The organism is Nonomuraea sp. NPDC049607, assembly GCF_040675375.1.
Taxonomy (GTDB): domain Bacteria; phylum Actinomycetota; class Actinomycetes; order Streptosporangiales; family Streptosporangiaceae; genus Nonomuraea.
In genome coordinates this window covers 42,524-67,659 of the sequence record NZ_JBFAOV010000025.1, presented here as the reverse complement: position 1 = coordinate 67,659, position 25,136 = coordinate 42,524, and the positions used below count along the sequence as shown (strand labels likewise).

Below are 25,136 nucleotides of genomic sequence, written 5' to 3'. Positions count from 1 at the left end.
CCGGTTTCCTCACGAACGTTGTCGCCGGGACGCGATAAGGTTCTTGCCGTTCCGGCCCAGCGTACGAGGGAGATGAGCGGATGCTTACCGCTGGAGAGGTCGCCGGGCTGATCGCGGCCACGGGCTGGATTGTCCTGGTCTGCGTTCTCGCCATGGTGCTCGTCAAGCTCGCCAGGCTGCTCACCGAGACCACCAAGGCGGTCTCCGACCTGAACAACCGCCTGGTTCCGCTGCTCGACGACGTGAGCGTCACGGTCAACGAGACCAACAGGCAACTGGTCGCGGTCGAGGCCATCGCCCAGGACGTCAAGCAGGTCAGCGCCCACGCCGCCAAGCTCAGCGCGGTGACGCAGACCATCTTCACGGGCCCGTTGATCAAGGTGTCGTCGCTCGGCTACGGCGTGCGGCGCGCCATCGAGGCCCGCAGGCCGCCGAGGCGGTCCCGGTGATCAGACGGCTGTTCTACCTCTCGCTCGGCGCGTTCCTCGCCTTCTGGGTGATGCGCAGGCTGCAGGCGCTGCACCCGACCCACGTCGTCCGGCGCACGGCCGACGGCGCGGCGGGCATGCTCGCGCGGGTGAGAGACTTTACCTCTGACGCGCTCGGCGAGGCCGCCGAGCGCGAAACCCAGTTGCGGGCCCGCTTCGGGCTCGACAACGCTGAAGACAACAACTGACTACCAGCAAAGGATGGCCACAATGGAGTCGGCAGAGATAGCCCGCCGCTTCCTGCGCTTCTTCGAGGAGCGTGGGCACAAGGTCGTGCCCTCGGCCAGCCTGATCGCTGAGGACCCCACGCTACTCCTGGTTCCTGCCGGTATGGTGCCGTTCAAGCCGTACTTCCTGGGGCAGCGCAAGCCTCCGGCGTCACGGCTGGCAACCGCGCAGAAGTGCGTGCGCACGCCCGACATCGAAGAGGTCGGCAAGACCACCCGGCACGCCACCTTCTTCCAGATGCTCGGCAACTTCTCCTTCGGCGACTACTTCAAGTCCGAAGTGATCCCGTTCGCGTGGGAGCTGCTCACCCGCTCCGAGTCCGACGGCGGCTTCGGCTTCCCCGAAGACCGGCTCTGGGCGACCGTCTACCTCGAGGACGACGAGGCCTACGACATCTGGCGCAACAAGGTCGGCGTGCCCGAGAGCCGCATCCAGCGCCGCGGCCTGGAGGACAACTACTGGCACATGGGCGTGCCAGGCCCCGGCGGCCCCTGCTCGGAGATCTACTACGACCGCGGCCCCGAGTACGGCAAGGAGGGCGGCCCCGTCGCCGACGAGGACCGCTACCTCGAGGTCTGGAACCTCGTCTTCATGCAGTACCAGCTCAGCCAGGTCCGCACCAAGGTCGACTTCGACATCTCCGGCGAGCTGCCGGCCAAGAACATCGACACCGGCATGGGCCTTGAGCGCATGGCGACGATCCTGCAGGGCGTCGACAACCTCTACGAGATCGACACCACCTACAAGATCCTCGACAAGGCGGCCGAGCTCACCAAGACCCGCTACGGCCGCGACCACCGCGCCGACGTGAGCCTGCGCGTGATCGCCGACCACGTGCGCACCGGCACCATGCTGGTCGCCGACGGCGTCATGCCCGGCAACGAGGGCCGCGGCTACGTGCTGCGCCGCATCCTGCGCCGCTCGGTGCGCAACCTGCGCCTGCTCGGCTCCGGCGACGAGCGCTACATGCACGAGCTGACCGACGTCGCGATCAACGTGATGGGCGAGCAGTACCCCGAGCTCAAGGCCGACGCGCCGCAGATCCATGGGATCATCGACGCGGAGGAGGCGTCCTTCCTGGGCACGCTCCGCACCGGCACCGCGATCTTCGACGTGGCCGTCGAGGAGACCAAGCGCAAGTCGGGCACGACGCTCTCGGGCGACCAGGCGTTCAAGCTGCACGACACCTACGGCTTCCCGATCGACCTCACCCTGGAGATGGCGGCCGAGCAGGGGCTCAAGGTCGACGAAGAGGGCTTCCGCCGCCTCATGAAAGAGCAGCGGCAGAACGCCAAGGCCGACGCGGCGGCCAAGAAGACCGGCAACGCCGACATCTCCGTCTTCGGCCACCTGCTGGAGAAGGCCGGCAAGATCGACTTCCTCGGCTACGACGAGACCGAGGCCGAGACGTCCGTCGTCGGCATCCTGGTCGACGGCGTCAGCGTGCCGGCGGCCGGTGCGGGCACGACCGTCGAGATCGTGCTCGGCCGCACCCCGTTCTACGCCGAGGGCGGCGGCCAGCTCGCCGACCAGGGCGTCATCCGCACGGCGGGCGCCGAGGTCGAGATCCTCGACGTGCAGTCGCCGCTCAAGGGCCTGATCGTCCATCGCGGCAAGATCCGCAGCGGTGAGCTGAAGGCCGGCGACGAGGCCCAGGCCGAGATCGACGTCGAGCGCCGCCGGGCGATCTCGCGCAGCCACAGCGCCACCCACCTGGTCCACCGCGGCTTCAAGAACGCGCTGGGCGAGACGGCCGCGCAGGCGGGCTCGGAGAACTCCCCGGGCCGCTTCCGCTTCGACTTCACCGCGGCCGGCGCGGTCCCGGCCAGCGTGCTGCGCGACGTCGAGGACGAGGTCAACGCGGTGCTGATCAACGACCTCAAGGTCAACGCGTTCTACACCTCCCAGGCCGAGGCCAGGGCGATGGGCGCGCTGGCGATGTTCGGCGAGAAGTACGGCGACGAGGTCCGCGTGGTCGAGATCGGCGACTACTCGCGCGAGCTGTGCGGCGGCACCCACGTCCACAGCTCCGGGCAGCTCGGCCTGGTCAAGGTGCTGGGCGAGCAGTCGGTCGGCGCGGGCGTGCGCCGGGTCGAGGCGCTGGTCGGCATCGACGCCTTCCGCTTCCTGGCCCGCGAGAGCGTGCTGGTGGCCCAGCTGTCCGAGCAGCTCAAGGCGCGCCGCGAGGAGCTGCCCGAGCGCATCGAGGGCATCGTCACCCGCCTGCGCACCGCCGAGAAGGAGCTGGAGAAGGTGCGCTCGGCGCAGGTGCTCCAGGTGGCTGGCGAGCTGGCGTCCCAGGCCCGTGACCTGCACGGAGTCTCCGTGGTGACTCACCGCGCGCCTGATGGCACCGGCGCCGACGACCTGCGTAAGCTCGCGCTTGATGTGCGTGGCAGATTCCCGGCCGACCGGCCGGCGGTCGTGGTGATCGCCGGCGCCCCCTCCGACCGGCCCGTGGTGGTCGCCGCGGTCAACGAGGCGGGGCGCGAGCGGGGGCTCAAGGCCGGAAGGCTGGTCGGCGTCGCCGCCAAGGCTCTTGGGGGTGGCGGTGGCGGCAAGGACGATGTCGCGCAGGGCGGCGGTACGCGGCCCGAGGCGATCGGCGACGCGCTCGGCCTGGTCGAACAGGCCATCGGCGAGCAGATCGGATGACATGAGGTTCGGTTCGCGGATCGGCGTCGACGTCGGATCCGTACGCATCGGCGTGGCCCGCAGCGACCCCAGTGGGACGCTGGCCACGCCGGTCGAGACCGTGCGGCGCGGCAAGGGCGACCTCGACCGCATCGCCGAGATCGTCGCCGAGCACGAGGCGATCGAGGTGATCGTGGGGTTGCCCACCTCGCTGTCCGGGCGTGAGGGGCAGGCGGCCGGGCTGGCCCGCGCGTTCGCCACCGAGCTGGCCGGGCGGCTGGCGCCCACGCCGGTGCGGCTGTTCGACGAGCGGCTCACCACGGTCGCCGCCCAGCACGGGCTACGGGCCAGCGGCGTACGCGCCAAGAAGCAGCGCGGGGTCGTCGACCAGGCGGCCGCCGTCGTGCTGCTGCAGGACGCCCTCGACTCCGAACGCGCCACCGACAGACCACCAGGCAGGCCCGTCGAACCGCCCCCCGCGGCGGCCGACGGACCTGCCTCATGACCGGGCGGCACCGCGAGGCCCGCGACGAGGCCATGACCTGTGCGCCCGCTCCGACGCCGCCAGTCCGGCGCCTGCCCGGCGAGGTGGTCACGTGAACGCCACCCCTGACGACGACGGCGGCGAAGTGGTCCCGTTCCAGCGGGCCGACTCCGAGCAGGAGTCGCCGCCGGAGCCGGCGGCCGGGGAGCCTCCGGGCAACGGCGACGGCCCGCCGCGGCGTCGGGGCCGGGCCCTGGGCAAGGCTGGGCTGATCTCCGCCGCGCTGGTGGCCGCCCTGGTGGCGGCGGGGGCGGCCGCGCTCACGGTGGTCAGGCCGTACCTGAGCCCCGACGACTTCGAGGGCGTGGGCAGCGGGACGGTCACCGTCCGGATCCCGCCGGGCGCGAACGCCGAGGAGATCGGCACCGCGCTGGCCGACGCGGGGGTGGTGGCCAGTTCGCGTTCGTTCGTGAACGCGGCCCAGGAGCGGGCCGTGGCCAACCGGCTGCGTCCCGGCCACTACCGGCTGCGCAAAGGCATGGCCGCGGGCGCGGCGCTCGATCTGCTGCTCGCGCCGGCGTCCCGGCTCGTCAGGCGGGTGGCGGTGCCCGAGGGGCTGCGCGCGAACGAGGTGCTGCGGCGCGTCGCCCAGCTGGCCGCGCTGCCGCTGAAGGAGCTGCAGGCCGTCGACAAGAGCCTCATCGGGCTGCCCACGTACGCGCCCGGGATCGAGGGCTTCCTGTTCCCCGCCACCTACGACGTCGAGCCCGGCGACAAGCCCGTGGACGTGCTGGCCGCCATGGTGGAGCGGTGGGGCGTGGCCGCCCGGCAGATCCATCTGGCGGACGGGGCCCGGCGGCTCGGCCTGACCCCGCTGGAGGCCCTCACGGTCGCCAGCCTCGTCCAGGCGGAGGGCGGCACCGACGCCGATTACCCCAAGATCGCCAGAGTGATCTACAACAGGCTCAAGAGCAACACGCCTCTGGAGCTGGACACCACGGTCCTGTACGCGCAGAACCGCCGGTCACTGAAGGTCACGGAGAGCGACACCAAGGTGAACTCGCCCTACAACACCTACCGCCGTCGCGGGCTGCCGCCGGCGCCCATAGCCAATCCGGGGGAGAAGGCGCTGCTGGCGGCGCTGAACCCAGCCGCAGGTGATTGGCACTGGTTTGTGACGACGGATCCGGCGCATAGAATCACCAAATTCACCAACAAAGAGAGCGAGTTCGTGAGATACCGGGAAGAGTTGAACAAGAACCTCGGGACAGGCTGATGTTCGGCGGGACCCCCCTCGTCCCCGCGCAAAAGCCCCATCCCGGGTCATGCGCCCTCTTCCCATCCCCTAGCATGGCTACCCAGAGTGATCTCCGCTGGTCGTGGGAGCATGCCCGGCGGATCCCCCCGTTCCGCCCGGTGACCCCAGCCGGTTCGGCACAACCGCTTGACGCCGAACGGGCCGTACCGGGAGATTGGCCAGCGCACCTATGAGCGATCTCGATCTGAACTCCCTGCTCGGCACCGAGGACGACGAGGGTCGGTCCCGGCGCCGTTCCCGTGGCTCCGGAAAGCGCGGCGGCAACCGCCGGCGGCGCAGACGGCGCAACCGTGGCGGCTTCGTCGCGCCGCTGCTCGCCTTCGTGGTGCTGGCGGGCATCATCGGTGGCGGCGGCTACTACGGCTACCTGTGGGTCAGCGACGCCCTCGTGCCCGACGACTACACCGGCCAGGGCACCGGCGAGGTGATCGTCGAGATCAAGGACGGCCAGAGCGCGTCGGAGGTGGCCGAGGAACTCGTGCGCCTGGGCGTCGTGGCCAGCGCCAGGGCGTTCAGCACCGCCATCGGCAACGCCGGCAAGAGCGGGTCGCTCCAGCCCGGCCAGTACAAGATGCGCAAGAAGATGTCGGCGGCCGACGCGGTGGCGATGCTGAGCCCCGAGAACAAGCTGCTGGCCAAGGTGCCGGTCAAGGAGGGCCTGCGCCTGTCCGACACGCTGACCACGCTGGCCAAGGCGACGGACAAGCCGGTCAAGGCGTTCGCGGCCGCGGCCAAGGACACCGGCGACCTCGACCTGCCGTCGTACGCCAAGGGCAAGCTCGAAGGGTACGCCTTCCCGGCCACCTACCAGTTCCCGCCCAACGCCACCCCGGCCCAGATCCTGGGCGCGATGGTCAAGCGGTTCAACCAGACCGCCGAGGAGGTCGACCTCGAAGGCGGCGCCAAGGCGCTCGGGCACAAGCCCCAGGACATCGTGATCATCGCCAGCATCATCCAGGCCGAGGCCGGCCGGTTCGAGGACATGCCCAAGATCGCCCGCGTCATCTACAACCGGCTCGACCGCGACCCGGAGATGAAGCTGGAGATGGACAGCACGGTCATGTACGCCCTCAACAAGTACCGCACCGCAGCCACCTTCGCCGAGACGAAGACGAAGAGCCGGTACAACACCTACATGTACCTCGGCCTGCCGCCGGGCCCGATCTCGAACCCGGGCCAGCACGCCATCGAGGCGGCGCTCAACCCGGCCAAGGGCGACTGGCTCTACTTCGTCGCCACCGACCCCAAGAGCAGCGTCACCAAGTTCGCCACCACCGAGGCCGAACGCCAGGCACTGCTGGCCGAGTACAAGCGGAACGGCGGCTGACCCCCGCAGGCGGGCCGCAGGACGACCGGCGGCCCGCCCACGCGGCGTGGTAGGAGTAGGGACCGTGTTTCCGGAAGGAGTGTCGATGCGGGCTGCGGTCATGGGCTCGCCGATCGGGCATTCGCTCTCGCCCCACCTGCACAGGGCCGCCTACGCGGCGATGGGGCTCGACGAGTGGAGCTACGAGGCGTTCGAGTGCGACGAGGCGCGGCTGCCCGGCCTGCTCGCCGGGCTGACCCCCGTACGCGGACAGGGCGGCGGTGAGCGGGCCTGGGCGGGCCTGTCGCTGACGATGCCGCTCAAGCGGGCCGTGCTGCCGCTCCTCGACACCGTCTCCGACCTGGCCGTCGAGGTGGGCGGGGCCAACACCGTGGTCTTCGCCGACGGCCTGCGCCACGGGCACAACACCGACGTCCACGGCATCGAGCGGGCGCTGGCCGAGGCGGGCGTGCCCGCGCCGCGCTCGGCGACCGTCCTGGGCGGCGGCGCCACGGCCGCCTCCGCGCTGGCGGCCCTGCGCAACCTGGGGCTGTTCGCGGCCACGCTGCTGGTACGCGACCCGGCCAGGGCGGGGGAGACGGCCGAGGTGGCCGACCGGCTGGGCGTGACGCTGGCGGTGGAGACGTTCGACAAGCTCGACGCGTCCATCGGGGTGGACCTGGTGGTCTCCACGCTGCCCGCGGGGGCGGCCGACGCGTGGGCGGGGCGGCTGGCCCGGGTGCCGGCGCTGTTCGACGTGGTCTACGCCCCCTGGCCGACCAGGGCGGCCACGGCGGTCCGCGAGGCGGGCGGCACGGTGGTCGGCGGCTTCCCGATGCTCCTGCACCAGGCCGTGCGCCAGGTGGAGCTGATGACCGGCCGCACGGACGTGCCGGTCGAGGCCATGCGCGCGGCGGGCGAGGCCGAGATCGCCCGGCGGTCCACGGCCCCGCAGGGCTGATCTCCCGGACGATTACCCGCGCCTGCGGGATGATTCGAGGCGCCTGCGTGGTTGTGGTAATGTAGCTCTCTGATCGGTCCGGCATGCCTTGCTGGACGCGCAAGCGGAGGTCTCCCTCCCACCCGAGTCACCGCAAGGCGGCCGGGTCCAGGATCACGCCGGACTCTCCGGGGAGCTCGAGGCCACGAAGCCACAGAGCTCAGTGGCCCCGCATGCGCGACGTGCGGGGCTTTTCGCGTCTTCGGCGCGGAAGGCCCCCGCCACGACGAGCACGTAGGGATCGCAAACCTAGGAGGCCCCATCAGCACTGAGCCCCGCATCAACGAGCGTATCCGAGTTCCCGAGGTTCGCCTCGTGGGCCCGAACGGCGAGCAGGTCGGCATCGTCAGCATTCACGACGCGCTGAAGCTCGCCCAGGAGGCCGACCTTGACCTCGTCGAGGTCGCGGCCACGGCTCGACCGCCCGTGTGCAAGCTCATGGACTACGGCAAGTTCAAGTACGAGTCCGCGATGAAGGCGCGCGAGGCGCGCAAGAATCAGGCGCACACGATCATCAAGGAGATCAAGCTCCGGCCGAAGATCGACCCGCACGACTACGAGACCAAGAAGGGTCACGTGGTGCGGTTCCTCAAGGCGGGGGACAAGGTCAAAGTCACGATCATGTTCCGTGGGCGTGAGCAGTCCCGGCCGGAGCTCGGCTTCCGGCTGCTGCAGCGGCTCGCGGAGGACGTCCAGGAGCTCGGGTTCGTGGAGTCCCAGCCCAAGCAGGACGGCCGTAACATGATCATGGTGATCGGTCCGCACAAGAAGAAGGCCGAGGCCAAGGCCGAGAAGGCCGCCGCCAAGGCGCAGCGTGGCGAGGAGCCTTCCGAGCTGGAAGAGGAGGCTTCCGTACCGGAAGCGGAACCTTCCGTACAGGAAGCGTGACCTGCGGCTGGGGTTAGCCTTACAACACGCGCCCCAGCAGCCGCCACCGGCAGACGAACAAGCCGCGACCGGGTCGGCCAGCACCGGCCCGGCCACCGGCACGACCGAATTGAGGAGAGACGGCGACATGCCGAAGATGAAGACGCACAGCGGTGCGAAGAAGCGGTTCCGGCTCACCGGCACCGGCAAGCTCAAGCGCCGCCGCGCCAGCCGCGCGCACTACAACGAGTGGAAGTCCTCCACGCTGACGCGTCGTCTCAAGGGTGAAGTCGTCGTTTCGCCGGCAGACACCAAGAAGATCAAGAAGCTGCTCGCCAAGTAGCGCGAACCCCCGGGGAGAAGAACATGGCACGCGTGAAGCGGGCGCTCAACGCCAAGAAGAAGCGCAAGGTCGTCCTCGACAGGGCGAGTGGTTATCGTGGCCAGCGGTCGAGGCTGTACCGCAAGGCCAAGGAGCAGATGCTCCACTCGATGACGTACGCCTACCGGGACCGCAAGGACCGTAAGGGTGCGTTCCGCCGTCTGTGGATCCAGCGGATCAACGCCGCTGCCCGCGCCAACGGCATGACCTACAACCGCCTGATCCAGGGCCTGCGCCTGGCCGGCATCGAGGTCGACCGCAAGATCCTCGCTGACCTCGCGGTCAACGACGCCCCGACCTTCGCCACGCTCGTCGAGGCCGCCAAGAAGGCGCTCCCGGCGAACGTGAACGCTCCGGCCACCGCGAGCTGAGGTCGCCTTCAGACACATGAGGGCCCACCGTCACGGTGGGCCCTTTTGCTGTATCCACGCATGACCAGGGGGAGAGCATGGCCGGGTCCGAGCTGACCAACGTGAAGTCGCCGAGGGTGAAGGCCGCACGCAGGCTCACCAAGCGCGCCTTCAGGGAGCAGGACCGCAGGTTTCTGGCCGAGGGACCGCAGGCGGTGCGTGAGGCGCTCAAGCTCGACGGGGTAGTCCTGGAGCTGTTCGCCACGGCCGAGGCCGAGCTGCGGCACGCCGAGCTCGTCACCCAGGCCATGCTGCAGGGGGTGCCCGTCCACCGGGCCAGCGGCGAGGTCATGTCGGAGCTGTCCCAGACCGTGACCCCGCAGGGGCTGCTGGCGGTGTGCCGGTTCGTGCACGTGCCGCTGGAGGAGGCGCTCGACGGGGAGCCGAAGCTGGTCGCGATGCTGGCGCACGTACGCGACCCGGGCAACGCCGGCACCGTCATGCGGGCGGCCGACGCCGCCGGGGCGGACGCCGTGATCTTCACCGACGCCTCCGTCGATCCCTACAACGGCAAGTGCGTACGCGCCAGCGCGGGCAGCCTGTTCCATTTGCCGGTCGTCATCGGTGCACCGGTCGCCCCCGCCGTGCGTCAACTCAGGGAGCGGGGCATGCGCGTGCTGGCGGCCGACGGCGCGGGCAAGCACACGCTCGACGACGTGGATCTTTCCGGACCGACCGTGTGGATCTTCGGGAACGAGGCCTGGGGACTGCCGGAGGAGATACGCGCCGAGGCGGACGATGTGGTCAGAGTGCCTATCTACGGACAGGCTGAAAGTCTGAACCTGGCCACCGCCGCGGCGGTGTGCCTTTACTCCTCCGCCAGGGCTCAGCGAGTGCCCTAGGCGGCCGGAAACCCGCTATTGTCGGCGTTGTAGGCGGAGGAGGCGAGGTCGTGCACGGCGCAGAAACCGACGGGCGAGTCGTGGCCGCCGCGTGCACGATCTCCATCGACGACCTCCCCGACGGCCTTATCGTGACCGACCGATATGGGTGCGTGCTGGCCGTCAACCGGGCCGCCGTCCGGCTCACGCGGGTCGCCATGGAGCGCGCGGTGGGCCGGGAGATGAACGAGGTCTTCCCCTTCCGCGACCACGACGGACGCGAGTGGTGGAAGGGCCTCGACCCCGAGGGCGGGCTGCGTACCCGCACCAGGGTCCCCGAGCGGCCGCTGCACCTGCCGGGCGGGCAGGAGCTCTACGTCGCGGCCCGGCTGGTGCGCGAGCCCGAGCGCGGCGGCGAGGTCGAACGCGTGACGATCACGCTGCGCGACGGCGGCGCCCGCGCCCGGCTGGAGCGCAGCCGCGCCGACCTGGTCTCCACCGTGGCCCACGAGCTGCGCTCGCCGCTGACCAGCGTCAAGGGCTTCACCGCCACCCTGCTGGCCAAGTGGACGCGCTTCACCGACGAGCAGAAGCGCGTCATGCTGGAGACCGTCAACAACGACGCCGACCGCGTCACCCGTCTCATCACCGAGCTGCTCGACGTCTCGCGCATCGAGTCCGGGCGGCTGGAGGTGCGCCGCCAGGTCGTCGACCTGCCGGCCAGGGCGCGCCGGCTCGTCGCCGGCCGGGTCGCGGCGGGCGACTCCGAAGACCGCTACCGCCTGATCGTCGGCGACCGCCTGCCCGAGATGTGGCTCGACCAGGACAAGATCGACCAGATTCTGGGTAATCTGGTGGAGAACGCGGTGCGCCACGGGCGTGGCACCGTGACGATCGAGATCGAGTCCGTCGGATGGGGAGTGGCCGTGTCGGTGCGCGACGAGGGCGAGGGCATCGAGCCCGAGCTGGCTCCGCGCGTCTTCCGGCAGTTCTGGCGGGGCGGCAACAGCCGCCGCCGCGGCGGCACCGGGCTCGGCCTGTTCATCGTGAAGGGCCTGGTCGAGGCACACGGCGGCACGATCACCGTGCAGCGCGCGCCCGAGGGCGGCGCGGAGTTCCGATTTACCGTGCCCACCGGCACACCCGACTTCGCCACGGTCTGAAGCCCCGAGCGGCTTGCCGCCTGAGCCCGTCGAAGTCGGTCCGGTGGGCGGGCCCCACTAGACTCGTTTCCGCTCAAGCCCTGGATACGGAGCTCACTCTTGTCTGACTACGACCCCGTCGAGGTGACGCCGTTGCACGCCGACGAGCTGTCCCGCATGGAGGCCGACGCCCTCACGGCGATCAAGGCGGCCGACAGCCTCGACGCACTCAAGCAGGCCAGGCTGGCGCACGCGGGCGACCGCTCGCCCATCGCCCTGGCCAACCGCGAGATCGGCGCCCTGCCGCCGGCCGCCCGAGCCGAGGCCGGCAAGCGCGTCGGCGGCGCCCGCAGAGCGATCGGCGAGGCGCTGGCCGCCCGCCAGGCCGAGCTGGAGGCCGAGCGCGACGCCCGGGTGCTCGTCGAGGAGACCGTCGACGTCACCCTGCCGTGGGACCGCCGGCCGCGCGGCGCCCGCCACCCGCTGACCACGCTGCAGGAGCGCATCGCCGACGCGTTCGTCGCCATGGGCTACGAGGTCGCCGAGGGCCCCGAGCTCGAGGGCGAGTGGTTCAACTTCGACGCGCTCAACATCGCCACCGACCACCCGGCCCGCTCCGAGCACGACACGTTCTTCGTGGACTCCACCGAGTCGGGCATGGTGCTGCGCACCCAGACCTCGCCGGTGCAGATCCGCGCGTTGCTGCAGCGCGAGCTGCCGGTCTACGTGATCTCGCCGGGCAAGACGTTCCGCACCGACGAGCTCGACGCCACCCACACCCCGGTCTTCCACCAGACCGAGGGGCTGGCCGTCGACGAGGGCCTGACCATGGCCCACCTCAAGGGCACGCTCGACAGGTTCGCCGAGGTCATGTTCGGCAAGGGCATCACCACCCGGTTCCGGCCGAACTACTTCCCCTTCACCGAGCCGTCCGCCGAGATGGACCTGAAGTGCTTCGTCTGCCGCGGCGCCTCGGCGATCCCCGGCAACCCGCCGTGCCGCACCTGCAAGTCCGAGGGCTGGATCGAGTGGGGCGGCTGCGGCATGGTCAACCCGCGGGTGCTCATCGCCTGCGGCGTCGACCCCTCGCGCTACTCCGGGTTCGCGTTCGGCATGGGGATCGAGCGCACGCTGATGTTCCGCCACAACGCCGAAGACATGCGAGACATGATCGAGGGGGACGTGCGCTTCACGCTCCCGTTCGGAATGGAGATCTGATGAAGGTCCCGCTTTCCTGGCTGCGGGAGTACGTCGATCTCCCGGCGGCCACCGCGCACGAGGTGGCCGACAGGCTCACCATGGCCGGGCTCAAGCTCGAGGCCATCACCTCCTACGGCCACGACGTCAAGAACGTCGTCGTCGGCGAGGTGCTGGAGATCGAGGAGCTGTCCGGTTTCAAGAAGCCGATCAGGCACTGCAAGGTCGAGGTGGGCGAGGCGACGCCGCGCGAGATCGTCTGCGGCGCCACGAACTTCGTCGCCGGCGACCGCGTGCCGGTCGTGCTGCCCGGCGGCGTGCTGCCGGGCGGGTTCGAGGTGGGGGCGCGCAAGACGTACGGGCGCATGTCCGAGGGCATGATCTGCTCCGAGCGCGAGCTGGGCCTCGGCGACGACCACAACGGCATCATGGTGCTGCCCGCCGACACGCCCATCGGCACCGACGTGGTCGAGCTGCTCGGCCTGCGCGACGACGTGATCGAGCTGGAGATCACGCCCGACATCGGCTACGCGCTGTCCGTGCGCGGCGTGGCCCGCGAGGTGGCCACCGCGTTCGGCGTGGCCTTCCGCGACCCGGCCGACGTCGAGGTGCCCGCCGAGGCCGAGCCGTCCTGGCCGGCCTCCATCGGCGACCCGACGGCCTGCGACCGGTTCGTGCTGCGCGAGGTGCGCGGCTTCGACCCGGCCGCCCAGAGCCCGCTGTGGATGCGGGTGCGGCTGAGCCGGTCCGGCATGCGCCCGGTGTCGCTGGCCGTCGACGTCACCAACTACCTGATGCTGGAGCTCGGCCAGCCGCTGCACGCCTTCGACCGGTCGAAGCTGACCGGCGAGATCGTCGTACGGCGGGCCCGGGAGGGCGAGCGGCTGGAGACGCTCGATCACGTCGTGCGCGAGCTCGACCCCGACGACATCCTCATCACCGACGAGTCGGGCCCGATCTCCATGGCGGGCACGATGGGCGGGCTGGAGACCGAGATCTCCGACGGCTCGACCGACATCGTCATCGAGGCCGCCCATTTCTCGGCCACCGGCATCTCGCGCGAGTCGCGCCGGCACGGGCTGGTGTCGGAGGCGTCCAAGCGGTTCGAGCGCGGCGTCGACCGCGAGCTGCCGCTGGTCGCCTCCTGGCGGGCGGTGCAGCTGCTGGCCGAGCTGGGCGGCGCGACCGTGCAGCCCGGGGTGACGCACGCCGAGGTCGACGTCACGCCGGCGCGCATCGCGATCCCGGCCGGTCATCCGTCGGCCGTGGCGGGCCTCCCGTACGCCAAGGAGGTCGTCGTCGGCCGCCTGGAGCAGGTGGGCTGCGTCGTGACCGACGGCGACGACCCGGCCGTGCGCCAGGGCGGCGTCGACCCGACCGGCGTCGTGACCGGCGGCGAGCTGGCGGCCAGGCTGGCCGTCACCGGGCCGGACATGATCACGGTGACCCCGCCGTCCTGGCGGCCCGACCTCACCGACCCCAACGACCTGGCCGAAGAGGTCATCCGGCTCGAAGGCTACGACCGGCTGCCGTCGGTGCTGCCCAGCGCGCCGGCGGGCGCCGGGCTGACCGAGGGGCAGCGGCTGCGCCGGCGGGTCGGCCGGGCGCTGGCCGAGGGCGGCTACGTCGAAGTGCTCAGCTACCCGTTCATCGGTGCCGACGACTTCGACCGCCTCCAGCTGCCCGCCGACGACGCGCGGCGCCGGGCCATGCGCCTGGCCAACCCGCTGTCGGAGGACGAGCCGCTGATGCGCACGACGCTGCTGCCCGGCCTGCTCAAGACGCTGGTCCGCAACGTCGGGCGCGGCTTCGGCGACGTGGCGCTGTTCGAGACGGGCGCGGTCTACCGGCCCAGGGAGAACGCCCCCGCGGCCGCTCCGGTGCTCGGCGTCGCGCGCCGTCCCACCGAGGAGGAGCTGGCCTCGATCGAGGCGGCGCTGCCCGACCAGCCGCTGCGGGTCGCGGTCGTGCTGGCCGGGGAGTTCGAGCGGTCCGGCTGGTGGGGCTCCGGCCGCGAGGCCTCGTGGGCCGACGCTGTGCAGGCCGCCCGGCTGGTCGCCGCCGAGTCGCGGATCGAGCTGTCCATCAGCGCCGACCAGCACGAGCCCTGGCACCCGGGCCGGTGCGCCGCCCTCTACGTGGGCGACACGCTGGTGGGGCACGCCGGTGAGCTGCATCCGCGGGTCATCGAGGCGTACGGGCTGCCGCCGCGTACCGCCGCCATGGAGCTGGAGCTGTCGCGGCTGGAGTCGGGCATGCCGGGGCCGGTGCAGGCGCCGCCGGTGTCCCCGTACCCGGTGGCGACACAGGACGTGGCGCTGATCGTGCCCGACTTCACGCCGGTGGCCGACGTGGAGGCGGCGCTGCGCGACGGGGCCGGGGAGCTGCTGGAGTCGGTGCGGCTGTTCGACGTCTACGCGGGTGAGCAGGTGGGCGAGGGGAACAAGTCGCTCGCCTACACGATGCGGTTCCGGGCGGCCGACCGTACGTTGACGGTCGAGGAGACGACGGCGGCCAGGGACGCGGCGGTGGCGATGGCGGCCGACCGCGTGGGAGCGCAACTGCGCGGCGTCTGACGTCACGGGATCGGGCCGGTACGGATCGCCGTACCGGCCCTTTTACTTGCGGCGCCCGCCGAGGGTGGTGAGATCGATGTCGAGGTCGAACGGCACAGTCAGTTTGAGCCGGTCGTGGTGCACGCCAGTACCGACGTAGACGCCGGTGGCGGGGTCGATCTCGTAGACGTAGACCACCGGGAGGGCGCCGGCCTTCTCGATGCGCCAGAAGTGCGGGATGCCCGCCTCGGCATAGAGGGTGGGCTTACGCTTCCTGTCGCGCACCTCAGAGTCAGGGGAGACCACTTCGACGGCGAGGATGACATCCTTGGCCTGGTAGCAGGTGACGCCCTCGTCGGAGGGCGCCTCCGGACCCAGGACGATCAGGTCGGGTTCGGGCCGTTGCTTGGGCCCCAGCTTGACGGTCATCTCCTGACAGACCTGGAGGGGGTCAGACGCGGCGTCGGCGAGCGCTCGGTGCAGGCCGAAGATCACGTTCTGGTGGAAGCGTTGCTGGGGGCTCACGAAGACCAAGCTTCCATCAATCAACTCTGTGTGCGCAGGCAAATCCGGAATGTGATCGAGGTCTTCGGCGACGTAGCCCTGCGGCGGCGGGAAGGCCCAGTCGGGGAGTGAGGAAGAGGACTCCATCTTGAGGATCACCGCTTCGGCAGTCATGGTCCAACGCTAACCAATGTATTCCGCTTACGCCTCGTGAACGAACGTACACGTGTTCAAGGCGCGGGAGAATATGGGGCATGAGGCAGTTGCTGGTGTTCGGCGAGCGGGAGGATGCCGAGGAGGTCGCCGAGGTGCTGGGCGAGTGGTTCCCAGGGCTCGGGGTGCCGAGGGTGGTACGGGAGACGCTCGCCGGCGAGGACGACGCCGAGGACGCCCAGTGGCTCGTCGTCCTGGAAGGGCTCGACGAAGGCTCGCTGGCGAAGGTGGACGAGCTGGTGGAGCGGTACGAAGGGTGGCGGGAGGCGGAGTAGGCCCTCGCCTGCCACCCATCGCCCATTGCCTGCCGCCCGCCCGCCTCCCGCCCGCCTCCCGCCGGACGTTGACCGCCGTCTGTCGCTGGTGCCGGTCGGGTGGGGCCCGGGGTGGGGCGGTCAGGCGGGGGTGGGTTCGGTGGACTGGGCGGCGCGGCGGGTGCGTTCCGCGATCGCGTGCTCGTCGGTCCTGGAGTCGTAGCGGCGGAATCCGGGGAGCGCGGCGGCCAGGCCCAGGACGGCGCCCACGCACAGCAGGCCGCCCGCGCCCAGCGAGAAGCGGGTGCCGCCGAAGTTGGCCATCAGGCTCGCGCGGGCGTTGCCCAGCATCGGGCCGCTGGCGTAGGAGAGCAGCTCGATGCCCGCCAGCCGTCCGCGCAGCTCCTGCGGGATGGTCTGGTTCCACATCGTCGTGCGGAAGATGCCGCTGATCATGTCGGCCGCGCCGGCGAGCGCGATGCAGAGGAAGACCAGCCACACGCTGGGGGCCAGCGCGGTCAGCGTCATCGCCACGCCCCACAGCGCCGCCGCGACGATCACGCCGAGGCCCTGCCGCTGCACGCGGGCCGTCCAGCGGCCGGTCACCGAGGCGGCCAGGGCGCCCACGGCGGCCGCCGAGTACAGCAGGCCCAGTGACTCGGGCGAGCCCAGCTCGTCGGCCAGGAACGGGAACAGCGCGTTGGCCATGGCGAACACCATGGCCGCGATGTCCACCAGGTACGTGCCCATGAGGTCGCGGCGGCCGGTGGCGTACCGCACGCCCTCGACCAGGGACCTCAGGGAGGCCGGGGCGGCGTCCTCGACGGGCGGCAGCGACCTGATGCGCCACAGCAGCGCCAAGGAGAGGGCGAAGGTGATCGCGTCGATGGCGTAGGCGACGTGCGTGCCCATCTGGACCAGCAGCAGGCCGCCCAGCGCCGGGGCCAGGATCGCGCCGAAGTTCCAGCGCAGGCTGTTCAGCACCGCCGCCGCGGCCTGCTGGTCGTGCCTGACGACCTGCTGCATCACGGCCTCCAGGCTCGGACGCTGCAGGCAGGCGATGCCGGTGGACAGGGCGCCCATCACGTACAGGACCCAGACCTGCGGGTGGGGGAGCATCGCGTTGACCATGAGGGCGGCAGTGGTCACCAGCAGGCCCAGCTCGCTCAGCACGATGATCCGGCGGCGGTCGAGCGCGTCGGCGATCGCGCCGCCCCACAGGCCGCACACCACCATCGGCACGAACTCCGCCAGGCTCATCATCCCGACCGCGACGTAGGAGCCGGTCAGCTCCTTCATCTGGAACGGCAGCGCCACCATGGTGATCATCGTGCCGAACATGGTGATGACCCCGGCGCCGAACAGCAGGCGGTAGTCACGGGAGTCGCGCAGCGGGGTCAGGTCAGGGGAGAGGTGACGGAGCAGGCGGGTGAGTCGTGCGGGCACGAAGTCTGATTCTGCGATGACGTGCGTGGCCAGGGCAAATCATTTTGGAACGGCGAAGGCCCCCGGGGGGAACCGGGGGCCTTCGCAGGAGGGGGGCGTCAGGCGCCGGGGACCTTGTCGAGGAAGCCGAGGACCTTGCGGATCCTGCCGTCCTCGGCCAGCTCGACCACGTCGAAGCCGACGGCCAGGGGCTCCTCGCCGGCCGGGCCGAGGTGCCAGGTGAAGCGGGCGATGTCGTGGTGGGCGTCGAACACCTCGCCGGGGGTGAACACCAGGCCGGGGAACATGCCCTGCGCGCCCTCGATCACGGCGGCGATCCCGGCGTGCCCGGCCACGTCGGCCATCGGGTCGGTGTAGGTCGCGTCCTCGGTCCACAGCTCGGCCACGGCCTTGGCGCGGGCGTCGGCGTCGGTCTCGTTCCAGACGGCCAGGTAGCGTTCGACGAGTTCGGCGGTCATGATGATCTCTCTTTCCTCAAGGTGTTGCGGTCTGGGGTCTTCACAGGGAGTCAGTTGCGGGCCCGGCGCAGGCCGGTGATCTGGAGCTCGGCGAACACCCCCACGACCAGGGCCTGGGCGATGGCCCAGACGGCGCCGATCGTGCTGAACCCGAGCGCGCCGGTCACGACGGCGGCGACGCTGCCGAGGGTCCAGACGATGTTCAGGGCGATGAAGGCCTTGACGGCGGTCTGGTTGATCGTGGGGCGCGCGGCCACCAGGCCGACGGCGGCGCCGTACACGAGCAGGAAGATCCCGATCTCGCGCAGCAGGCCCGCGCCCGGGCCGAGCAGGTCGCTCGCGGGGGCGGCCAGCGCCAGGTAGGCCAGCCCGTTGACGCCGGTGACGACGGCGTCGGCGACCAGCGCGAGGCGCAGGAACTTGGTCCGGTCGGCGGTGACGGTGAGGGCGGTCATCTCGGCTCCTTCAAGTGCTCGTTGCGACACTTGAAAGATGTCAGCCGGGGCGTAGGGGCCGCGATTACGCGCCAGGTAATGAGGGCTGCGAACCGGCCGCCGACCTGCGGGTTCTTCGGGAGAAAAAGAAGGGGGCGCCCCCTTGCGGAGGCGCCCCAAGAGGGGTTCAGGGGAGGGTCAGGAGCCGAGGATCTCCCGGCGCAGGTGGGTCTTGAGGATCTTGCCGCCCGGGTTGCGGGGCAGTTCGCCCTCGCGGAACCACACGTGCACCGGGATCTTGAACTTGGCGATCCGGTCGGCCAGGAACGAGCGCAGCTCCTCCGCCGTGACCGACCGGCCCGGGGCCTGCCGGATCACCGCGCCGACCTCCTCGCCCAGCTCGTCGTGCGGGACGCCGATCACCGCCGCGTCGTCCACGGCCGGGTGCTCGAACAGGGCCGCCTCGACCTCGGCGCAGTAGACGTTCTCGCCGCCCCTGATCACCATGTCCTTGGCGCGGTCCACGATGTAGACGAAGCCCTCCTCGTCGATCCTGGCCAGGTCGCCGGTGTGCAGCCAGCCGTCCACGAACGTCTGGGCCGTGGCCTCGGGCTGGTTCCAGTAGCCCATGATCACGTTCGGGCCGCGTACGCACAGCTCGCCCACCTCGCCGGCGGGCAGTTCGGCGCCCATGGGGTCCACCACGCGCACGTCCACCACGGCCGACGGCATGCCGATGCTGTCGGGCCTGGCGTGGTACTCGGCGCCGCCGTTGCCGATGGCCAGGGCGGTCGTCTCGGTCATGCCGTAGCCGTTGGAGGGGGCGCGGTCGGGCAGGTTCGTGGTGATGCGCTCCAGCAGCTTGGGCGGGGCGGGGGCGCCGCCGTAGCCGAGGGTGGTCAGGGACGACAGGTCGTACTTGCCGAAGTCCGGGTGCGACATGAGCTGCCAGGCGTTGGTCGGCACGCCGATCATCGTGGTGACGCGCTCCCGCTCGATCAGCCGCAGCGCCTGCTCGGGGTCCCACTTGTACATGAGCACCACGCCGCCGCCGGTGAACATCGAGGTGGTCATGCCGGAGAAGCAGCCGGTGACGTGGAACAGCGGCACGGTCAGCAGCGTCACCCGGCGCACGCCCGCCGCCGCGCCCGCGTCCTTGCCGGCCATGGTGAGCGAGCGCATGAGGCCGTAGGCCACGGTCATGGGGGACTGGCCGAGGTTGCGGTGGCTGCCGAGCGCGCCCTTGGGGCGGCCGGTGGTGCCGGAGGTGTAGAAGATCGTCGCCGGGTCCTCGGGGGAGAGCTCCACGTCGGGCAGCCGCACGTCGGCGGTGACCTCGCCCAGCACGTCCCCGAACGGGCGCGCGCCCTCGGGGACCTCGCCCCTGGTCACGATCATCGGCACGCCCGTGGAGGCCAGCCGGACCGCCCGCTCGCCGTCGGCGATCAGGACCTTGGCCCCCGAGTCGCTCACGCCGTAGGCCAGCTCGGCCTCCGTCCACCAGGCGTTCAGCGGTACGGCGATGGCTCCGGCGGCCAGCGCGGCCGAGAACGAGACGACCCATTCCGGGTAGTTGCGCATGGCGATGGCGACGCGGTCGCCCTTGGTCACGCCGTACTCGTCGACCAGGCGGTTGGCCAGGGTGGCGACGCGGCGGAAGTGCTCCTCGAACGTGATGTGCTCGTCCTCGTAGGCCAGGAAGACCTGCTCGCCGTGGAACCTGCTGATCTCCAGCAGGGCTCGGAAGTGTCCCGGCGCGTGCTTCCATGTGCGTACCCCGGCGTCGCCGATCTCCTCGGTCTCGAAAAGCTGGCCGGGGCCGGTGAGCTGGGCTTGGACCTGGGCGTGCGAAAGGGACATGCGCAGAACTCCCGCATCAGAGGATTATTCCGGTCCATTCACAGTACCGACCGGTAGGTACGTCGCGCTAGAGCAGCGGAAACCGACGCCCGGAGGCCTCGCCAGGTCTCCTGTGAAAGTTTCATGAATGTGGCGATATTTTCAGCCTCCGAGCTGCCGGTTTGGCAGCGGTTGGCGACTGCCATTGACCGTCCTCGCGCATGTCAATACCGTCTGCGATGCGATCCGCCGAGGATCGAAAGTTTTCGCAATCGAGTGCCTGCCTCCGGAGGTAGATGCCCGTGCTCTCGTCCCTGTTCGTCAGAGTCCTCGCCCTGCTGGGGATTCTCGCAGCGTTCCTCCTCCCCGCCACGTCGGCCGACGCCTCGGCGCCCCTGCGGACGCACGCGGCCGCCAAGGGCAAGTTCATCGGCACGGCGCTCGCCACCGGTCCGCTGGCCGGTGAGACCTCCTACAAGAACATCGCGGCGACCGAGTTCAGCCAGGTCACCCCCGAGAACGCGATGAAGTGGGACGCCACCGAGCCCAGCCAGGGCCAGTTCAACTACTCCGGCGCGGACGCGATCGTCGCCTTCGCCGCCCAGAACGACCAGCAGGTGCACGGCCACACCCTCGTGTGGCACAACCAGACGCCGGGCTGGGTGCAGGGCCTGAGCGCGTCCGCGATGCGCGCGGCCATGCAGAACCACATCTCCAACGTGGTCGGCCACTTCGCCGACAACCCGGCCGTGGTCTCCTGGGACGTCGTCAACGAGGTCTTCGACGACAACGGCAACCTGCGCACGTCGTTCTGGTACAACACGCTCGGCTCGGGCTACATCGCCGACGCCTTCCGCGCCGCCCGCGCCGCAGACCCCGACGCCAAGCTGTGCATCAACGACTACAACACCGAGGGGATCAACGCCAAGAGCACGGCGATCTACAACCTGGTCTCCTCACTGCGCCAGCAGGGCGTTCCCGTCGACTGCGTCGGCTTCCAGTCCCACCTGGCCATCCAGTACGGCTTCCCCGGCGACTTCCAGCAGAACCTGCAGCGCTTCGCCGCCCTCGGCGTCCAGGTGCGGATCACCGAGCTGGACGTGCGCATGCAGACCCCCAGGGACGCCACCAAGGACGCCACCCAGGCCACCTACTACCGCAACGTCGTCAACGCCTGCCTGGCCGTGACCGCCTGCCAGGGCGTGACGATCTGGGGCTTCACCGACAAGTACTCCTGGGTGCCCGACACCTTCCCCGGCCAGGGCGCGGCGCTGATCTACAACGAGAGTTACCAGCAGAAGCCGTCGTACACCGCCGTGCACGACGCGCTGGCGGGCGGCACCACGACCGACACCACCCCGCCCACCACGCCGGGCGCCCCGGCGGCGGGCAACGTCACCGCGAACGCGGCCACCCTCACCTGGACCGCCTCCACCGACAGCGGCGGCAGCGGCCTGGCCGGCTACAACGTCTACCGCGAGCAGGGCAGCACCGACACCCAGCTCGGCCAGTCCACCGGCAACACCATCAACCTGACCGGCCTGACCGCCGGCACCCAGTACCAGGTCTACGTGCGGGCTCGCGACGGCGCGGGCAACCTGTCCGGCGACTCCCCGACGGTCACCTTCACCACCCTCACCGGGGGCGGCACGGGCGGCTGCACCGCCGCCGGCACCGTGCAGACCCAGTGGAACGGCGGGTACGTCATCCAGCCCGTGACCGTCACCAACACCGGCACCTCGGCGATCAACGGCTGGACGGTCACCTTCACCCTGCCCGCCGGGCACACCGTGACCGGCTCCTGGAACGCCGCGCTCACCGTCAGCGGGCAGAACGTCACCGCCAGGAACGCCGGGTACAACGGCACGCTCGCGCCCGGCGCGAACACCAGCTTCGGGTTCCAGGTCGCCAGGCCGGGCGGCGACAACGCGACGCCGTCCGGCTACACCTGCGCCTGACCCCGCGAGCCCCCCGGGCGGACATGGCCACCGCCCGGGGTCCCGCCCTCCGCCCGGGGGCCGTTCAGCGGCCGGCCGCCCTGCGCGTGGCACCAGGTGACGCGGTGGTCGCCGCCCATCCGGCCGCGAGCGCCCCCGGCCGGGGAGCCTCGGCCGGAGGCCGTGCGGCGCGGGCGCCGGGAGCGACGGGAGCGACGGGAGCGTGGCCGAACGGGCCCCTTGGTGGGGCCTTCGCGCGGTGGTACACAGTGCACATGGCAGAGATCATCCTGTTGCACTCCGCACAGGGCCTGCGACCGGGGGTACTGGGAGCCGCGGAGGCGCTTCGCGAGGGCGGGCACGTCGTGCGCACGCCCGACTACTACGACGGCGAGATCTTCGACGACCTCGAATCCGGGCTGCGCAAGCGGGACGCGGTCGGCTTCGGCGAGCTCGAACGCCGCTGGCGGGAGATCGCCGGGCAGGCGCGCGGGCCGGTCGTGTTCGCCGGGTTCTCGCTGGGAGGGTACGCGGCCCAGCTCCTGGCCGCCACGCACCCCCTGGCCCGGGGGCTGCTGCTCTACCACGGCTGCGCGGCCGTGCCCGAGGTGTGCGGGGAGGGGTGGCCGGTCTCGGTGCCGGTGCAGCTCCACTACGCGGAGGGCGACCCGTGGGTGGACGCCGACGACGTCGGCAATCTTCGTACGGAGCTGGGGCCGATATTCGAGTGCTTCATTTATCCGGGAAATGTGCACTTGTTCGCCGATCCCGATCTTCCCGGATACTCGGCGGAGTCGGCCGCGCTTATGTGGAAACGATCACGCGACTTTATTGCACGGATATAAGACGGTTTCCCGGATATTTCGTACTTGGGTCTATCAAAAGGGGCGATCTTTACTTTATGATCGCAGCGGCCCATCAAGATCGACGGAAGGACCGCTCATGACGATCGAGATCAAGAAGGTCGAAGAAGTCGAGACCACCGGAAACAGCAACAGCTGCTGACCGTTTCGGGCCTCCCGCGACGCGGCCCAACCCCGCGGGAGGCCCTCACTCGTCCGGGAGCCGCCTTCATGCCCAGGATTCAGGTGAATCCGGTCTTCCCCCTGTTCATCGACGACGTCCGCGGACGCGTACGGCTCGGCGACTTCCCCCCGACCGGCCAGATCCTCGACCCCGCGCCGCCGCCCCTGCGCCGCCTGCTGCGCCTGTGCGCCGAGGCCCCCGTCGAGCAGTCCGACCTGTACGCCCTCCTCGACGAGCTCACCCCCGCCGAGATCGACTCGGCCGTCGAGCAGCTGCGCGCGGCCCGCTTCCTGGTCACCGACGACGAACTCGGCACGCTGGCCGCAGACGCGAGATTATCCAGGTTCGCCCTGTTCATGGCGATGTTCCACCCGGCCGACCGGGCCGTGGGCGCACTCGGCGACCTCGCCGGCCGGCACGTGGCGGTGCTCGGCGCCGGTGCGATCGGCGGCCAGGTCGCCCTCCATCTCGCCACCTCGGGCGTCGGCCGCCTGACCCTCCTGGACGACGACCGCGTCGAGATCGGCAACCTGCACCGCCAGCACCTCTACACCGTCCGCGACGTCGGCGAGCCCAAGACGGCCGCGGCCGCCCGCAGGCTGCGCGAGCACTGCCCGGACCTCCGCGTCACCCGCGTCGAGCGGCGCATCACCGGCCCCGCCGACGTGGTCACCGACGCCGACCTCGTGGTCAACACCGTCGACACCCCGCAGCCGCACATCCGCCGCTGGGTCAACGAGGCGTGCGTGCGGGCCGGCACGCCGTTCCTCACCGGCGGGTTCAACCAGCACGTCGGCCTGCTCGGCCCGCTGGTCGTGCCCGGCAAGACCGGCTGCCTGGCCTGCCAGGAGGCCGCCCTGGCCGAGCGGTACGGCTCGACCGTCCTGCCCGTCAACGACAACCCCGGACGGGCCATCCCGTCGTTCGGGCCGTTGTGCGGGATCGTGTCGGGCATGCTCGCCGCCGAGGTGATCCGCTTCCTGACCGGCACCGGCGCCCCGGCCGTCGAGGGCCGCAGCCTCTGGCTGGACCTGCTGACGCTGACCACCACGGCCTACGAGTTCGCCCGCCTGGACGGCTGCGAGGTGTGCGGGTGAAGACCGAGCCGCTGACCGACCTGTCGTTCCTCAGCGTGGTGGCCGACGGCCCGGACGACTACGTGATCGGCAACGGCGAGACGTTCGTCAACGTGCCGGGCGTGGCGGCGGCCGTCGTCGAGGCGCTCGACGGCACCAGGACGGCCGCCGAGGCCCGCGCCCTGGTCCTGACCGAACACGGCCTGGACGTGGACGTGGCCGAGTTCGTGACCGGGCTCGGCGCGGCCGGGCTGCTCGGCCGGCCCCGGCGCCCGCCCAACCTGTGGGACCGCATCCGCCCCGGCCACGTGGCCTGGCTGTTCTCCCGCCCCGCGCACGCCGTGCTGGCCGCGCTGACGCTGTGCGCCCTGGCCGCGGCGGTCGCCAGGCCCGGCGTGCTGCCGTCCTTCTCCTCGCTGGTCTGGTCGGACAGCCTCACCTTCACCGTCGCCTTCGCGGCGGGCTCGTGGCTGCTCGTCCTGGTCCACGAGCTGGGCCACATCGCCGCCGCCCGGTCGCTGGGCGTGCGGGCCGAGTTGTCGCTCGGCACCCGCCTGCAGTTCCTCGTCGTGCAGACCAGGATCACCGGCATCTGGGGCGTGCCCAGGCGCGCCCGCTACCGCGCCCACCTGGCGGGCATGCGGGTGGACTGGTTCCTCGTCTGCGCCGGGACCTGCCTCCTGTACGTCGCCGACGTGCCGGTGGTGCGGCTCGTCGTGGTCATCTGCCTGTCGCAGATCGCCTGGCAGTTCCTGTTCTTCATGCGCACCGACGTCTACTACGCCATCGCGAACGCCGGCGGCAACAAGAACCTCATGGCCGACGCCCAGGCGTACCTGCGGGCGCGCCGCACCCGTACGGCGCCGCGCGGCGTACGGGTCTACGCCTGGTTCCTCGTCGTGGGGCGGGTGCTCGGGCTGGCCTTCTTCGCGCTCTACACGATCCCGGTGACGGTCGCCGTGTGCCGCCGGGCCGTCGAGGAGCTGCCGGGCTGGCAGCCGGTCGCCGCCCTGGCCGTGATCGGCGCCGGCTGGGTGCTCTACCTGGCCGTACTGGCCCACCGCCTCCTCACCTCGACCCGCCGCCCGGCCGTCTGAGCCGACCGGTGGGGACCGCG

24 protein-coding genes are annotated in these 25,136 nt (G+C 70.9%); 19 read left to right on the top strand and 5 right to left on the bottom strand.

Going from position 1 to position 25,136, the window contains the following annotated elements; genetic code table 11:
- The first annotated feature begins 80 nt into the window (after positions 1 to 80).
- The 14 genes from AB0J97_RS36170 to AB0J97_RS36105 all read left to right on the top strand — a co-directional run bounded on the left by AB0J97_RS36170 (position 81) and on the right by AB0J97_RS36105 (position 14,853).
- Complete coding sequence (locus tag AB0J97_RS36170; RefSeq protein ID WP_357703307.1) at positions 81 to 449, top strand: DUF948 domain-containing protein; 369 nt, start codon at positions 81 to 83, stop codon at positions 447 to 449.
- Positions 446 to 676 (top strand): hypothetical protein, encoded by a 231-nt coding sequence (locus tag AB0J97_RS36165; RefSeq protein WP_357703309.1) that lies wholly within the window; start codon positions 446 to 448, stop codon positions 674 to 676. Before AB0J97_RS36170 ends, AB0J97_RS36165 begins: the two co-directional genes overlap by 4 nt.
- Positions 677 to 698: 22 nt before the next feature.
- Positions 699 to 3,371, top strand: a complete 2,673-nt coding sequence (gene alaS, locus AB0J97_RS36160; RefSeq protein ID WP_357703311.1) for an alanine--tRNA ligase — start codon at positions 699 to 701, stop codon at positions 3,369 to 3,371.
- 1 nt (position 3,372) lies between these two features.
- Positions 3,373 to 3,855, top strand: coding sequence for a Holliday junction resolvase RuvX (gene ruvX / locus AB0J97_RS36155; protein ID WP_357703313.1), 483 nt, complete (start codon positions 3,373 to 3,375; stop codon positions 3,853 to 3,855).
- Between the two features lie 91 nt (positions 3,856 to 3,946).
- Positions 3,947 to 5,110 (top strand): endolytic transglycosylase MltG, encoded by a 1,164-nt coding sequence (gene mltG / locus AB0J97_RS36150; RefSeq protein ID WP_364097400.1) that lies wholly within the window; start codon positions 3,947 to 3,949, stop codon positions 5,108 to 5,110.
- Positions 5,111 to 5,321: 211 nt separating this feature from the next.
- A complete protein-coding gene (mltG, locus tag AB0J97_RS36145) occupies positions 5,322 to 6,479 on the top strand; it encodes an endolytic transglycosylase MltG (RefSeq protein ID WP_364097397.1) in 1,158 nt (385 codons plus the stop codon).
- A gap of 85 nt (positions 6,480 to 6,564) precedes the next feature.
- The gene (locus tag AB0J97_RS36140; protein WP_364097394.1) at positions 6,565 to 7,419 is read left to right on the top strand and encodes a shikimate dehydrogenase; all 855 of its coding nucleotides are present in this window, start codon (positions 6,565 to 6,567) and stop codon (positions 7,417 to 7,419) included.
- A gap of 300 nt (positions 7,420 to 7,719) precedes the next feature.
- On the top strand, positions 7,720 to 8,346 hold the full coding sequence (gene infC, locus AB0J97_RS36135; protein WP_357703424.1) for a translation initiation factor IF-3: 627 nt from the start codon (positions 7,720 to 7,722) through the stop codon (positions 8,344 to 8,346).
- A gap of 127 nt (positions 8,347 to 8,473) precedes the next feature.
- Complete coding sequence (rpmI, locus tag AB0J97_RS36130) at positions 8,474 to 8,668, top strand: 50S ribosomal protein L35 (RefSeq protein WP_125635662.1); 195 nt, start codon at positions 8,474 to 8,476, stop codon at positions 8,666 to 8,668.
- Between the two features lie 23 nt (positions 8,669 to 8,691).
- Entirely contained in the window at positions 8,692 to 9,078 is a 387-nt protein-coding gene (rplT, locus tag AB0J97_RS36125; RefSeq protein WP_357703321.1) for a 50S ribosomal protein L20, read from the top strand.
- Between the two features lie 77 nt (positions 9,079 to 9,155).
- Positions 9,156 to 9,959 (top strand): RNA methyltransferase, encoded by an 804-nt coding sequence (locus AB0J97_RS36120; RefSeq protein ID WP_364097390.1) that lies wholly within the window; start codon positions 9,156 to 9,158, stop codon positions 9,957 to 9,959.
- A 50-nt stretch (positions 9,960 to 10,009) separates the two neighbouring features.
- A complete protein-coding gene (locus AB0J97_RS36115) occupies positions 10,010 to 11,101 on the top strand; it encodes an ATP-binding protein (RefSeq protein WP_364097387.1) in 1,092 nt (363 codons plus the stop codon).
- 156 nt (positions 11,102 to 11,257) lie between these two features.
- Positions 11,258 to 12,298 (top strand): phenylalanine--tRNA ligase subunit alpha, encoded by a 1,041-nt coding sequence (gene pheS / locus AB0J97_RS36110; RefSeq protein WP_357703426.1) that lies wholly within the window; start codon positions 11,258 to 11,260, stop codon positions 12,296 to 12,298.
- Positions 12,298 to 14,853 (top strand): phenylalanine--tRNA ligase subunit beta, encoded by a 2,556-nt coding sequence (locus tag AB0J97_RS36105; RefSeq protein WP_364097384.1) that lies wholly within the window; start codon positions 12,298 to 12,300, stop codon positions 14,851 to 14,853. Before pheS ends, AB0J97_RS36105 begins: the two co-directional genes overlap by 1 nt.
- Positions 14,854 to 14,895: 42 nt before the next feature.
- On the opposite strand, the gene AB0J97_RS36100 is transcribed toward AB0J97_RS36105, so the two are convergent.
- Positions 14,896 to 15,510 (bottom strand): Uma2 family endonuclease, encoded by a 615-nt coding sequence (locus AB0J97_RS36100; protein ID WP_364097382.1) that lies wholly within the window; start codon positions 15,508 to 15,510, stop codon positions 14,896 to 14,898.
- 80 nt (positions 15,511 to 15,590) lie between these two features.
- On the opposite strand from AB0J97_RS36100, the gene AB0J97_RS36095 reads away from it, so the two are divergent.
- A complete protein-coding gene (locus AB0J97_RS36095) occupies positions 15,591 to 15,824 on the top strand; it encodes a hypothetical protein (RefSeq protein ID WP_364097379.1) in 234 nt (77 codons plus the stop codon).
- 120 nt (positions 15,825 to 15,944) lie between these two features.
- Here the strand turns inward: AB0J97_RS36095 and AB0J97_RS36090 are convergent, their stop codons facing one another.
- From AB0J97_RS36090 to AB0J97_RS36075, 4 genes are all read right to left on the bottom strand, one after another.
- Positions 15,945 to 17,249, bottom strand: a complete 1,305-nt coding sequence (locus tag AB0J97_RS36090; RefSeq protein ID WP_364097376.1) for an MFS transporter — start codon at positions 17,247 to 17,249, stop codon at positions 15,945 to 15,947.
- Positions 17,250 to 17,347: 98 nt separating this feature from the next.
- Positions 17,348 to 17,707, bottom strand: a complete 360-nt coding sequence (locus AB0J97_RS36085) for a nuclear transport factor 2 family protein (protein ID WP_357703333.1) — start codon at positions 17,705 to 17,707, stop codon at positions 17,348 to 17,350.
- 50 nt (positions 17,708 to 17,757) lie between these two features.
- Positions 17,758 to 18,162: a hypothetical protein gene (locus AB0J97_RS36080; RefSeq protein ID WP_357703335.1), complete on the bottom strand. Its 405-nt coding sequence runs from the start codon at positions 18,160 to 18,162 to the stop codon at positions 17,758 to 17,760.
- A 177-nt stretch (positions 18,163 to 18,339) separates the two neighbouring features.
- Positions 18,340 to 20,001 carry a class I adenylate-forming enzyme family protein gene (locus tag AB0J97_RS36075; RefSeq protein ID WP_364097372.1) on the bottom strand — a complete coding sequence of 554 codons (1,662 nt, stop codon included), beginning with the start codon at positions 19,999 to 20,001 and terminating at the stop codon, positions 18,340 to 18,342.
- A gap of 275 nt (positions 20,002 to 20,276) precedes the next feature.
- Here AB0J97_RS36075 and AB0J97_RS36070 point away from each other — a divergent pair, with 275 nt between their 5' ends.
- From AB0J97_RS36070 to AB0J97_RS36055, 4 genes are all read left to right on the top strand, one after another.
- Positions 20,277 to 21,938 (top strand): endo-1,4-beta-xylanase, encoded by a 1,662-nt coding sequence (locus tag AB0J97_RS36070; RefSeq protein WP_364097369.1) that lies wholly within the window; start codon positions 20,277 to 20,279, stop codon positions 21,936 to 21,938.
- A 254-nt stretch (positions 21,939 to 22,192) separates the two neighbouring features.
- Positions 22,193 to 22,762: a dienelactone hydrolase family protein gene (locus AB0J97_RS36065; RefSeq protein WP_357703341.1), complete on the top strand. Its 570-nt coding sequence runs from the start codon at positions 22,193 to 22,195 to the stop codon at positions 22,760 to 22,762.
- A 228-nt stretch (positions 22,763 to 22,990) separates the two neighbouring features.
- Positions 22,991 to 24,040, top strand: a complete 1,050-nt coding sequence (locus AB0J97_RS36060; protein ID WP_364097366.1) for a TOMM precursor leader peptide-binding protein — start codon at positions 22,991 to 22,993, stop codon at positions 24,038 to 24,040.
- Positions 24,037 to 25,116, top strand: coding sequence for a hypothetical protein (locus AB0J97_RS36055; protein WP_357703345.1), 1,080 nt, complete (start codon positions 24,037 to 24,039; stop codon positions 25,114 to 25,116). The genes AB0J97_RS36060 and AB0J97_RS36055 overlap by 4 nt, the downstream gene beginning before the upstream one ends.
- The last annotated feature ends 20 nt before the right edge of the window (positions 25,117 to 25,136 follow it).